Source organism: Shewanella donghaensis, from assembly GCF_007567505.1.
In the GTDB taxonomy this organism is placed as follows: Bacteria; Pseudomonadota; Gammaproteobacteria; order Enterobacterales; family Shewanellaceae; genus Shewanella; species Shewanella donghaensis.
Genome location: NZ_CP041783.1, coordinates 727,873 through 739,164, shown reverse-complemented (window position 1 = coordinate 739,164; position 11,292 = coordinate 727,873). Strand labels below are relative to the sequence as shown.

13 protein-coding genes are annotated in these 11,292 nt (G+C 38.6%); 7 read left to right on the top strand and 6 right to left on the bottom strand.

The window, feature by feature from the left end; all coding sequences use genetic code 11:
* Positions 1–2: 2 nt before the first annotated feature.
* The 5 genes from FPK91_RS03065 to ccoN all read right to left on the bottom strand — a co-directional run bounded on the left by FPK91_RS03065 (position 3) and on the right by ccoN (position 3,832).
* Positions 3–482, bottom strand: coding sequence for a FixH family protein (locus FPK91_RS03065; protein WP_144207845.1), 480 nt, complete (start codon positions 480–482; stop codon positions 3–5).
* Between the two features lie 117 nt (positions 483–599).
* A complete protein-coding gene (gene ccoP / locus FPK91_RS03060) occupies positions 600–1,586 on the bottom strand; it encodes a cytochrome-c oxidase, cbb3-type subunit III (RefSeq protein ID WP_144207842.1) in 987 nt (328 codons plus the stop codon).
* A complete protein-coding gene (locus tag FPK91_RS03055; RefSeq protein ID WP_144207839.1) occupies positions 1,586–1,762 on the bottom strand; it encodes a cbb3-type cytochrome oxidase subunit 3 in 177 nt (58 codons plus the stop codon). The genes ccoP and FPK91_RS03055 overlap by 1 nt, the downstream gene beginning before the upstream one ends.
* 10 nt (positions 1,763–1,772) lie before the next feature.
* Positions 1,773–2,387 carry a cytochrome-c oxidase, cbb3-type subunit II gene (gene ccoO / locus FPK91_RS03050; protein WP_144207836.1) on the bottom strand — a complete coding sequence of 205 codons (615 nt, stop codon included), beginning with the start codon at positions 2,385–2,387 and terminating at the stop codon, positions 1,773–1,775.
* Positions 2,388–2,398: 11 nt separating this feature from the next.
* The gene (gene ccoN, locus FPK91_RS03045; protein WP_144207833.1) at positions 2,399–3,832 is read right to left on the bottom strand and encodes a cytochrome-c oxidase, cbb3-type subunit I; all 1,434 of its coding nucleotides are present in this window, start codon (positions 3,830–3,832) and stop codon (positions 2,399–2,401) included.
* A gap of 270 nt (positions 3,833–4,102) precedes the next feature.
* Here ccoN and FPK91_RS03040 point away from each other — a divergent pair, with 270 nt between their 5' ends.
* Both FPK91_RS03040 and FPK91_RS03035 read left to right on the top strand, forming a co-directional pair.
* Positions 4,103–4,552, top strand: a complete 450-nt coding sequence (locus FPK91_RS03040; protein ID WP_227006669.1) for a hypothetical protein — start codon at positions 4,103–4,105, stop codon at positions 4,550–4,552.
* A 72-nt stretch (positions 4,553–4,624) separates the two neighbouring features.
* Entirely contained in the window at positions 4,625–4,837 is a 213-nt protein-coding gene (locus FPK91_RS03035; RefSeq protein WP_144207827.1) for a hypothetical protein, read from the top strand.
* On the opposite strand, the gene FPK91_RS03030 is transcribed toward FPK91_RS03035, so the two are convergent.
* Positions 4,823–5,725, bottom strand: a complete 903-nt coding sequence (locus FPK91_RS03030) for a LysR family transcriptional regulator (protein ID WP_144207824.1) — start codon at positions 5,723–5,725, stop codon at positions 4,823–4,825. The genes FPK91_RS03035 and FPK91_RS03030 overlap by 15 nt on opposite strands.
* Before the next feature lie 393 nt (positions 5,726–6,118).
* Here FPK91_RS03030 and FPK91_RS03025 point away from each other — a divergent pair, with 393 nt between their 5' ends.
* The 5 genes from FPK91_RS03025 (at position 6,119) to FPK91_RS03005 (ending at position 11,255) form a co-directional block, all read left to right on the top strand.
* A complete protein-coding gene (locus FPK91_RS03025; protein ID WP_144207821.1) occupies positions 6,119–6,853 on the top strand; it encodes a histidine phosphatase family protein in 735 nt (244 codons plus the stop codon).
* A 44-nt stretch (positions 6,854–6,897) separates the two neighbouring features.
* A complete protein-coding gene (locus FPK91_RS03020) occupies positions 6,898–7,668 on the top strand; it encodes an SDR family oxidoreductase (protein ID WP_144207818.1) in 771 nt (256 codons plus the stop codon).
* Between the two features lie 69 nt (positions 7,669–7,737).
* Positions 7,738–8,862, top strand: a complete 1,125-nt coding sequence (locus FPK91_RS03015) for an NADH:flavin oxidoreductase (RefSeq protein ID WP_144207815.1) — start codon at positions 7,738–7,740, stop codon at positions 8,860–8,862.
* 72 nt (positions 8,863–8,934) lie between these two features.
* Positions 8,935–10,146 (top strand): acyl-CoA dehydrogenase family protein, encoded by a 1,212-nt coding sequence (locus FPK91_RS03010; protein ID WP_144207812.1) that lies wholly within the window; start codon positions 8,935–8,937, stop codon positions 10,144–10,146.
* Positions 10,147–10,217: 71 nt separating this feature from the next.
* Positions 10,218–11,255: a phosphotransferase family protein gene (locus FPK91_RS03005; protein WP_144207809.1), complete on the top strand. Its 1,038-nt coding sequence runs from the start codon at positions 10,218–10,220 to the stop codon at positions 11,253–11,255.
* Positions 11,256–11,292 lie beyond the last annotated feature (37 nt).

Sequence of the window (11,292 nt, the reverse complement as noted above, 5' to 3'; positions counted from 1 at the left end):
ATTTAGTTTAGCCAATACTCTACATCATCTGCTATTTCAATACGTTGCTGAATTCTCCAGCTAGCATCAAAACTCTCTAAGCGAACATTCCAAGCGCCAGAAATCGCTTCTGATAAACCAATTCGGTAAGCGCCATTCCCATCTGCTGTTGCATTAATTTTAAAATCTTTTTCTTCTTGAGTTGGATGGATAAAGCTAACACTTAATGCTGCACGATATTCTGGACCACCATGTTGAGTAATGACTAATTCTTGATCATCAACTTCAATAAGGTATTGCATGCCTAAATTTTTGGCTTGTTTGATTTTGCGTAAATCCATGTTGATGGCTTTACCTTCTTTATAATAATCATCTGACACAAGTGAATCAGCATTATCAATGGCAATACCCAAGGCAATCATACTTTTAAGTACGACAATAAAAAGTAAAACAACGATGAACCAAGGCCAAAAATGCTTGTACCAGGGAAGGGGAGCAGACATACAAAAAGTCCTAAAAAGTAAGAATTATTATACTGTTATTTTAACCTGAAAAGACTTAAATAACACTTAAAAAAAAGGCCTCGTTTAAACGAGGCCTTTTGTGTTATCAACAAGTAACTATTTGTTTGATAAGCTATAAACGTAAGCTGATATCACGTGAACTTTCTCTTCACCTAAGATATCGTCCCACGCAGGCATTACGCCTGAACGACCATTCGAAATTGATTGCATAACCTGTATACGTTTTCCGCCATATAACCAAGCATCATCAGTTAAGTTTGGTGCGCCCATAAACTTATTACCGGTACCATCCATACCATGACAAGCAAAACAGCCCTTCATGAATGAACCTTGACCTTGAGCTGCTAAAGTAGCGTCATGATCACGACCTGAAAGTTTAAATACATATTCAGCTAAACCTCGAACTTCACTATCTTCAATCGGCAATCCACCTTTAGGAGGCATCATACCATTACGACCATTCATAATAGACGTTTTGATTGTCGCGAGTTCACCACCATATAACCAATTGTTATCAGTTAGGTTAGGGAATCCGATACTACCACGAGCATCTGAGCCATGACATTGAGCACAATTTTGTAGGAATAAACGTCCACCTACTTTTAGTGCTTCTTCATCATTAACAAGATCTTCAAGCGGCGTCGCTAAATAAGCCGCAAAAATTGGTCCGTATTTCTCATCTGCACTGGCTACTTCACGATCGTATTGAGAAAGACGATTTTCAGTTTTTGCTGTTTCAATTGCTTTAATTGAATCAAGCTTAATACCTTCTTCACGACCGATACTTTGATTAGAACTTGTCCAACCAAACAATCCTTTGTAAGTACCAAGTCCTGGATAAAGCGCTAAATAAATTAAACCAAAAACAATACTTGTATAGAACATATAAGCCCACCACTTAGGTAGCGGGTTATTTAATTCTTCAATACCGTCAAAGCTATGACCCATTGATTCGCCTTCTTCAATCCCAGTATTGTTCTGTGAACATGCTCTGAGAATGAAAAAACAACAAGCGATAACAAATAAAGTTGGAACAATAATCCAAATATTCCAAAATAACGAAAAATCTCCAAAGATATCCATTACTTCTTATCTCCTGAGTTTTTAGCTTGATCCGAGATCTCTTCATCAGAAAAAATCAAGTTTGCAGCTTCATCGAATTTGGCTTTACTTTTTGAGCTATAAGCCCAATAGAAAATACCGGCAAATGTCACCATAACAATAATGGTTAGAATGCCTTGTAACGTTCCATAATCCATAATTGCCTCCTTATTTTAGCGCATGGCCTAAAGACTGAAGATAAGCAATTAATGCTTCAAGTTCAGTTTTACCTTTAACAGCGGCTTCTGCACCAGTAATTTCTTCTTCGGTATACATATTATGATCCGGATGGAAATTACTTAAGATCTGCATTTTTTTACCTGTTAGCTTTCCATCTAGAATATTTCTGTCTAACCAAGGGTAGGCAGGCATATTAGATTGAGGAACAACATTACGAGGATTAATTAAATGCACTTCATGCCATTTATCACTGTAACGTCCACCAACACGTGCTAAATCAGGACCAGTTCGCTTAGAACCCCATTGGAATGGGTGATCCCATACAGATTCACCAGCTACAGAATAATGACCATAACGTTCAGTTTCTGCACGTAAAGGACGGATCATTTGACTGTGACAGTTATAACAACCTTCACGAACATAAATGTCACGACCTTCAATCTGTAAAGCAGTATACGGAATAAGTCCTTCAACTGGTTCAGTTGTATCTTTTTGGAATAGCAATGGGGTGATCTGTACTAGACCACCAAAACTAATTGCGATAACCGTAAAGATACCAAGCAGACCGATGTTTTTTTCGATTATTTCATGATTAAATTTCATCGTTCTGCTCCTTATGCTTTGGCTTCAGCTAATGCTGGAAGTGAATCTTTAGGTGCGTTAACTGTACGCATCACGTTATAAGCCATGATAAACATACCAGATAAGAAGAATACACCACCGATAAAGCGAACAAAGTAGAATGGATATGACGCTTCTAAACTTTCTACAAAGCTATAAGTTAATGTACCGTCAGAGTTAACTGCGCGCCACATAAGACCTTGCATCACACCAGAAATCCACATTGCTACTATGTATAGCACAGTACCAATTGTTGCTAACCAGAAATGAACATTAACTAGGTTTGTGCTGTACATACGGCCATGACCGAATAACACAGGGATCAAATGGTATAAAGAACCAATAGAAACCATAGCAACCCAACCAAGAGCACCAGAATGAACATGACCAACTGTCCAATCAGTGTAATGTGATAATGCATTTACTGTTTTAATTGCCATCATCGGGCCTTCAAAGGTAGACATACCATAGAAAGACAATGAAACAACTAAGAAACGTAATACAGGGTCAGTACGTAGTTTGTGCCAAGCACCTGACAAGGTCATAATACCGTTAATCATGCCACCCCAAGAAGGAGCAAATAGAATTAACGACATAACCATACCTAACGTTTGTGTCCAATCAGGTAATGCTGTGTAGTGAAGGTGATGTGGACCTGCCCAGATATATAACGCAATCAATGCCCAGAAATGAACGATTGATAAACGGTAAGAATAAACCGGACGACCAGCTTGTTTAGGGACGAAGTAATACATCATACCTAAGAAGCCTGCTGTTAATAAGAATCCAACAGCGTTATGGCCATACCACCACTGTACCATGGCATCAACAGCGCCAGAATACATGGAATATGATTTGAATAAGCTCACAGGTACAGCCATTGAGTTAACAATGTGGAGTACTGCAACCGTTATTATGAAAGCACCAAAGAACCAGTTCGCAACGTAAATATGTGAAGTTGTTCTTTTGATAATGGTACCAAAGAACACAATTGCATATGTTACCCAAACGACGGTAATAGCGATATCAATTGGCCACTCTAATTCTGCATATTCTTTACCAGAGGTGAAACCCATTGGTAATGTTATTGCAGCAGAAATGATAATAGCCTGCCAACCCCAGAACGTGAATGCAGCTAATTTAGGTGCGAACAGTTTGGTTTGACAAGTACGTTGTACTATATAGTAGGATGTTGCGAAAAGGGCTGAAGTACCAAACGCGAAAATCACGGCATTAGTATGTAACGGTCTTAAACGACTATACGTTAACCATGGAGTTTCAAAGTTTAGTTGTGGCCAGATTAACTGGGCCGCAATCAATACACCGACTGCCATACCAACAATTCCCCACAATACTGTGGTTAATGCAAATTGGCGAACAACGGTATAATTGTAATCAGCGCCTGTAGGCTGGGAATGATTCATCATAATGCTTCCACGGCTTATTACTTTTATTTTAATATAGTAAAGACGGGTCTTTACCTGTTTAGGCTGACAGATGCTTAAAAAAAGGACGAATTTGAAGTCGAATTTTTAAATATTGTCAAGGTGTTACCTCATGTTTTTTATATCTATCATGAAGCAATGCAATGATACTTGAGCTACGTCAAAAAAGATATATCCAGACCTTGAGTAAACTTGATCTAGATCAATTTCCTAAACATAATGTTACCAATTTGAATCAGGAGGTTAAAAATCGTGCAACTTTTAACAAAGATAGTTGTCTTGTTATTTTTTATATTAAATTTAAGTGGATGTGATTCACAATCAAAGCCTAAATCAACGAAAATTAATGTCGTTGACAGCAGTTTGTGCCAATTTGAACATGGTTCGTGTAATCAAGTTGTTAACAGTGTGGAGGTGCGATTATTAATTAATCCAACGTTTACACCAAGCGAAAAACCATTGGCTATAGACTTGGCTTTCTCAGATGCTGTTGAGGACGTTAGTATGCGAATAGAAGGTAGAGATATGTTTATGGGGCTAATACCTGTGGCGTTAAAATCTGATGATAGTCAGAATTATGTAGGGACAGCCATTTATGGATCTTGTAGTAGCAATTATATGGTGTGGAGAGCGTTAGTGAGTTTTAAGGTTAATGGTAAACCACAATCTACCTGGTTTGACTTTTTAGCCGATAATCAATAATAAAAGCCACAAACCTTATTGATAATCATTCTCAATTGTATATAATGTCTAAAAAACCTATTGAGAAAGATTATGGCACAATTAAATATATCCATTTCCTTAGATAAACTCGCAGAACTGATAAAATCGGGTCAACTTTGTGTTGCTGACTTTAGAAGTCTAGATAATGAAACCAAGCAGCAACTTTGGCAATTATGCTTAATCAGCTGTAAAGAACGGATTCATTGTCAACATCCTGCTGATAACCCAGATAACTTAATTGAAATGTTTTCAGAATTTATTTGAAGCAGCCAAAATCATTTTATTACGTAGCCATTTATTAGCTGGTTCTTTATCGACATTAACATGCCAGTATAAATGAACATCAATATGCGGTAACTCTACCGGCATTGGATAAATCTTAATATCTAACATCTCACAGTACATATCAGCCGCGGTTTTAGGTAATGTCAGCAGCATATCATTACCAATTATCACTCTGCAGGCAGATAAAGCATGCTGACATCGCAATGAAATTTTACGATGAAGACCTATTCGAGATAATTCAAAATCTTCTAGGCCAGGACCGTTTGATCTAGATGATACTAAAACATGCTCTAACTCTAGATAAGTATCTAAATCTAAACCGTTGGCAATTGCAGGGTGATTTTTTCTAGCAACAACCACAACCTGATCTGTTTGAAGTTGGGTGTGGAGAATATTTTCACTAACAGGAATTAATGCATCAATGGCCAAATCTATATCACCACTGGCCAGTTTGTTTTCTAACTCACTACGTCTGACTCTCTTATTACTGCGTAAACTAATTTCAGGGGACTCTATAGACAGATTCTGTTGCAATGTGGGTAAATAATAAGGCTCAAGTGAGCCATGTAATGAAAGCGAAAAACTTTTGCGTGATGTTAGCGGTTCAAATTGTCTTGATTGGACTAAACAAACTTGCAGTTGATGTAGTGCTTCTCGAACATCTGCAATAACATTTTTGGCCACAGGGGTTGGGCGCATTTCGTTACCCTGACGGATGAATAAAGGATCATCAAAATAACTTCGTAATTTCCCTAAAGAATGACTGACCGCCGGCTGTGATAAATTTAGCATTGAAGCCGCTTTGGTAATATTCCCTTCGCAATAAATTGCATCAAAAACGACAAACAAATTTAAATCCATTTTCATATAGAGCCTATTCCTATTAGTGCTTAACTGCCTATAACTTGAATCATTTAGTTATTTTTTTATTCTATTTTGCGAACTAAAATTAGCCTACTATTTAGTATATAAATAGTAGGGTATAAGAACTATTCATTTGTTCAATTTAGAACGCGGGTTTAGCATAGTCAAGTAGATTCTAGTTACGGTTAATACCTTTAAAAAAGTAAGAGTCAGAATCTGGTAATCGTTAGTAGCTGACTTTTAAAGTCGTAAGGTGTAGCAACTAGGTAGGTTAGGCACTGAACCTTTCATAGCTATATGGATTGTGAGCAAGTTTAAAAACAAACTTTAATTTTTATGAGCGTTAGCTATTAACAATAAATAGTTGATTAACTTTTGCGAATACTGAGAAGTGAAATGGCTGCAATTTATTTGATACGACATGGGCAAGCCTCTTTTGGTAGCGCTGATTATGACAAGTTATCAGCTAAAGGCTGCAACCAAGCCAATATTCTTGGTGCATCTTGGCAGTTAAGGCCAAAACCGAAAAAATATTATTGTGGTGACTTGTTACGACATGAACAAACCTTGAGTCACTTCATTGAAGGGCATAAAGGTATTGTTACCCCAAAAATCATACATTCTGGTTTTAACGAATTTGACCATGTCGATATTCTCCACAAATATAATGATAAGTGGAGTGACTTCGCAAACATGACATATGAAGTTAATCAACTCACTGACCCAAGTAAAACCATTAAGTCAGAATTTTCAAATGCACTTAATCGTTGGTTGTTTGAAGGTAAAGATCATGAATACAAAGAAAGCTGGCCGCAATTTAAAATGCGATGTATCCGCGCTTTGCGGGATGTTATCGAGCAAGAGTTAGCTCAAAACAAATCAGTAGTTGCGACCGAACGTACACAAAATGATGCAAAAGATATTTTAGTTTTCACTTCAGGTGGAACTATATCGGTGATTATTCAACATATTTTACAGCTAAATGATCAGCAAATGCTGGCGATTAATCAACAAACTAGAAATACCAGTGTGACTAAATTATTGTTCTCTGGTGACAAGTTGAGCGTTGATTATATTAATAATTATAGTCATTTAGAGCGCTTAGGTGACGAGTGGGTAACCTTTAGATAGTGTAAGCCAATGCAATTATGGATAAATATTAAATAGGGATGAGCATGAATAACAATGATCTTTTTGATTTATCAGGGAAAGTGGCTTTAGTGACAGGTGCAAGTAGAGGCATTGGAGAAAGTGTTGCAAAAACACTCGCGCAATACGGTGCACATGTGATTGTTTCCAGCAGAAAAGTGGAAGCGTGTCAGTCTGTAGTTGATGCGATTAAAGCCGCTGGCGGAAGTGCACAAGCAATTGCTTGTCATATTGGTGACATGGCACAAATAGATGCCTTGTTTGCAGCAATAACCGAACAACATGGAAAACTGGATATTCTTGTTAACAATGCAGCCGCTAATCCATACTTTGGACACATTCTAGAGACTGATTTAGAGGCTTTTCAAAAAACCGTAGATGTGAATATCCGGGGTTACTTTTTTATGTCTACCCAGGGCGCCAAGTTAATGAAACAAACAGATGGTGGATCGATCATCAATGTGGCGTCAGTGAATGGGGTTATTCCTGGTGATTTTCAGGGTATTTATTCAATAACCAAAGCCGCAGTAATTTCAATGACTCAAGCCTTTGCAAAAGAATGCGCTCAGTTCGGGATTAGAGTGAATGCATTATTACCTGGTGGTACCGATACAAAATTTGCTTCTGCTTTAGTAAATAACCCTTCAATTTTAAAACAAATGATGCATCACGTTCCCATGAAACGTGTAGCTCAACCCGATGAAATGGCCGGCACAGTATTGTATCTTGCTTCTAATGCATCGAGCTATACCACAGGAACAGCAATTAATGTCGATGGTGGCTATTTAATTGGCTAAATACCATTTAACGGTTGCGAAAAAACTAATAATAAAAATTTAATAGAAAATAGCAGGATAGGCATCATTATGAGTAATCAAGACAATACCAGCATCGATAAGTTATTTGAATCATTTTCAAATAAGTCGCTGTCATTAAAAAACAAAACCGTAATGGCACCAATGACACGCGCATTTTCGCCGAACAATATCCCCAATGCTGAAGTAGCAGGTTATTACCGCAGACGTGCTGAAGGGGATGTAGGGCTAATCATCACCGAAGGAACATTTATCTCACATCCAGCTGCAAACGGTTACGAGAATGTGCCTGCAATATTTGGTGAAGAAGCATTAGCTGGATGGAAACATGTTGTAGATGAAGTCCATGCCGCAGGCGGGAAGATAGCACCGCAACTCTGGCATGTCGGTTCGGTAAGAAAACTAGGTACGGGCCCCAATAAAGACGTTTCAGCATTCAGCCCTTCAGGTTTATTTAAACCAGGTGCACCAAATGGTGTCGCTATGTCCCAAGATGATATTAACGATGTGGTGACATCATTTGCACAAGCTGCACTTGACGCTAAGAATATTGGTTTTGATGCAATCGAGGTTCACGGAGCACATGGTTATTTGGTTGATCAGTTTTTTTGGGAAGGAACAAACCAAAGAGATGATAAGTACGGGGGTTCATTAGAAAACAGAACCCGTTTCGGTGTTGAAATTGTTAACGCTATTCGCGCTGCAGTGGGTAAAGACTTCACTATTATTTTCAGGTTTTCACAATGGAAACAGCAAGATTATAGCGCCAAGTTATGTGAAACCCCTGAAGAGTTAACGATATTCTTGAACTTACTTAGCGAAGCTGGAGTTGATATTTTCCATGCGAGTACGCGTCGTTTTTGGCTTGCTGAGTTTGAAGGTTCTGAACTTACCCTAGCAGGTTGGACGAAGAAGATAACGAATAAACCCGTTATTACCGTTGGCAATGTCGGACTCGATGCTGATTTTATTGGCGAAGGTAATAAAGACCTTTCAGGTAAATCTAATCCAACAGGCATCGACGAATTGTTAGTGCGATTAAATAATGATGAATTTGACTTAGTCGGAATTGGACGCGCATTACTGGTTGACCCTGATTGGGTCAATAAAGTGAAACAAAATGCTTTTGATCAATTAAAGCCATTTAGTAAAAAATCGCTTATGTCGTTAAGTTAATGATTGGCAACTTGATTGAGCAACTAATTTTACTCCAGGTTAAATCAGCAAACGAATTGAAAAGGTTAAAAAATGAATTTTGAATACACCCCTAAAGTTCAAGCGTTAATTAAACGCGTTACCGATTTTATGGAACAGCATGTTTATCCTGTTGAGGCTGAAATGCATCAACAAGTTGCTTTAAACCCATGGTCAACCCCGCCTTTAATGGAAACGTTAAAAGCGAAAGCAAAAGCAGAAGGTTTATGGAACTTGTTTTTACCTATTGCTTATGGGAAGTACAGTGCGGGTTTAACTAATTTAGAATATGCCCCTCTTGCTGAGATTATGGGTAAGGTAATGTGGGCATCTGAGGTATTTAACTGCGCGGCTCCTGACACTGGCAACATGGAGGTATTAGCCAAATATGGTAATGATGCTCAGAAAAAGCAATGGTTAGAGCCATTACTTGAAGGCAAGATCCGCTCAGCATTTGCAATGACAGAACCAGAAGTCGCATCAAGCGACGCAACCAATATTGAATTACGAATCGAACGTGATGGTGATGAATATGTCATTAACGGACGTAAGTTTTATATTAGTGGTGCTTGTCGCGATCAATGTGAAATTATGATTGTTATGGGAAAAACCGATCCTGATAACAGCAACCGTTACATACAACAATCTCAAGTGTTAGTACCAATGAATACGCCGGGTGTAACCCTTGTAAGGCCCATGCAAGTATTTGGCTATAACGATGCGCCAGAAGGTCACGCTGAAATTACCTTCGAAAATGTCCGAGTGCCCACCAGCAATATTATTGTAGGTGAAGGTAAAGGCTTTGAAATTGCTCAAGGTAGATTAGGGCCAGGCCGAATTCATCATTGTATGCGCTCAGTCGGAATAGCGCAGCGGGCATTAGATTTAATGTGTCGACGTGTCAATGAACGCATTGTTTTTGGTCGCCCAATGATCAAACAACAATCGGTGCGTGAAGATATCGCCAAATCAGCCTGCCAACTTGAACAAGCAAGATTAATGACGTTAAAAACCGCCCAAAAAATGGATACGGAAGGGAATAAAGCGGCAAAAGATTTAATCGCCATGATTAAAATCGTGGTGCCAAATATGTCTCTGGATATTATTGACCGTGCTATTCAGTGTCATGGTGCTGTTGGTGTCAGCCAAGACACATTCTTAGCACATGCATGGGCTGGACAACGAACGCTTCGATTAGCAGATGGTCCAGATCAGGTCCATATGATGCAGTTAGGACGTGATTTAGTGAAAAAGACAGCAGGTTAAAATTACATTTTAACCACTTTAACTGACACAGAAACTGTAATCCAAACAATCAAAATTAAGAGAATTGTCATATGCCATCAGTCACGCCAGATTATCTTGAAGCACTCAGTACTTACCTTGAAAATAACATTGCAGGGTTTAAGGGACCGCTTTCACTGGAGAAGTTTAGCGGTGGTCAATCAAACCCGACATTTAAAGTTAATGCCCAATCAGGAACTTATGTTTTACGACGCCAACCTGAAGGTAAGTTACTTAAATCAGCACATGCTGTAGACCGTGAATTTAAAGTGATTAATGCGCTGCAAGGCAGCGATGTTCCAGTCCCCAAGGTGTTTCACCTGTGTGAAGACGTCAATATCATCGGTTCAATGTTTTATATTATGGAGTTTTGCGACGGTAGTATTTATTGGAATGCTTCACTTGCTGAAGTTGATACTAATCAACAAAGAACGGCACTGTATGACTCAATGAATAAAGCCCTAGTTGCACTGCATAGCGTTAATATTGCTGAAGTAGGCTTAAGCGATTACGGCAAAGCTGGTAATTACTTTAAACGTCAACTTGAACGTTGGTTAGTACAATACAAAGCATCAGAACTTGTCCCAATTCCAGCAATGGATAAATTAGGACAATGGCTTCAAGCCCATTTACCAGAGGATGACGGCAAGGTTTGTCTGGTTCATGGCGACTATCGCCTCGACAATATTATGTTTGCAAAGGGTCAAGCCAATATTATTGCCATATTAGACTGGGAACTTTCTACTTTAGGTCATCCTTTTGCCGATTTAGCTTATCAATGTATGGGCATGAGAATGCCGCAAGGGCTAGGTAGCATCGATGGTCTTAAAGGGATCGATAGAAGTAGCCTTGGTATTCCCAGTGAAGATGAATATGTGGCGCAATACTGTCAACGAATGAACATCGATAAAATTAGCAATTGGGCTTTTTATCTGTGTTTTAGCTTTTTCCGTTTAGCGGCAATTGTTCAAGGGGTCGCTAAAAGGGCGTCACAAGGTAACGCATCCAATACCAATGCGAATCAAATTGGCGCATTTGTAGAACCATTAGCCAATATGGCGTTAGAGATTATTTCAACGGAAGATCAATAACTAAAAGGCAATTTGTTTTTTAAGTGTACTACATACT

What these genes read in the sequence shown, in the direction of transcription:
- FPK91_RS03065 (WP_144207845.1), bottom strand. Translation starts at nt 482, where the DNA reads ATGTCTGCTCCCCTTCCCTGGTACAAGCATTTTTGGCCTTGGTTCATC.
- ccoP (WP_144207842.1), bottom strand. Translation starts at nt 1,586, where the DNA reads ATGGATATCTTTGGAGATTTTTCGTTATTTTGGAATATTTGGATTATT.
- FPK91_RS03055 (WP_144207839.1), bottom strand. Translation starts at nt 1,762, where the DNA reads ATGGATTATGGAACGTTACAAGGCATTCTAACCATTATTGTTATGGTG.
- ccoO (WP_144207836.1), bottom strand. Translation starts at nt 2,387, where the DNA reads ATGAAATTTAATCATGAAATAATCGAAAAAAACATCGGTCTGCTTGGT.
- ccoN (WP_144207833.1), bottom strand. Translation starts at nt 3,832, where the DNA reads ATGATGAATCATTCCCAGCCTACAGGCGCTGATTACAATTATACCGTT.
- FPK91_RS03035 (WP_144207827.1), top strand. Translation starts at nt 4,625, where the DNA reads ATGGCACAATTAAATATATCCATTTCCTTAGATAAACTCGCAGAACTG.
- FPK91_RS03030 (WP_144207824.1), bottom strand. Translation starts at nt 5,725, where the DNA reads ATGAAAATGGATTTAAATTTGTTTGTCGTTTTTGATGCAATTTATTGC.
- FPK91_RS03025 (WP_144207821.1), top strand. Translation starts at nt 6,119, where the DNA reads ATGGCTGCAATTTATTTGATACGACATGGGCAAGCCTCTTTTGGTAGC.
- FPK91_RS03020 (WP_144207818.1), top strand. Translation starts at nt 6,898, where the DNA reads ATGAATAACAATGATCTTTTTGATTTATCAGGGAAAGTGGCTTTAGTG.
- FPK91_RS03015 (WP_144207815.1), top strand. Translation starts at nt 7,738, where the DNA reads ATGAGTAATCAAGACAATACCAGCATCGATAAGTTATTTGAATCATTT.
- FPK91_RS03010 (WP_144207812.1), top strand. Translation starts at nt 8,935, where the DNA reads ATGAATTTTGAATACACCCCTAAAGTTCAAGCGTTAATTAAACGCGTT.
- FPK91_RS03005 (WP_144207809.1), top strand. Translation starts at nt 10,218, where the DNA reads ATGCCATCAGTCACGCCAGATTATCTTGAAGCACTCAGTACTTACCTT.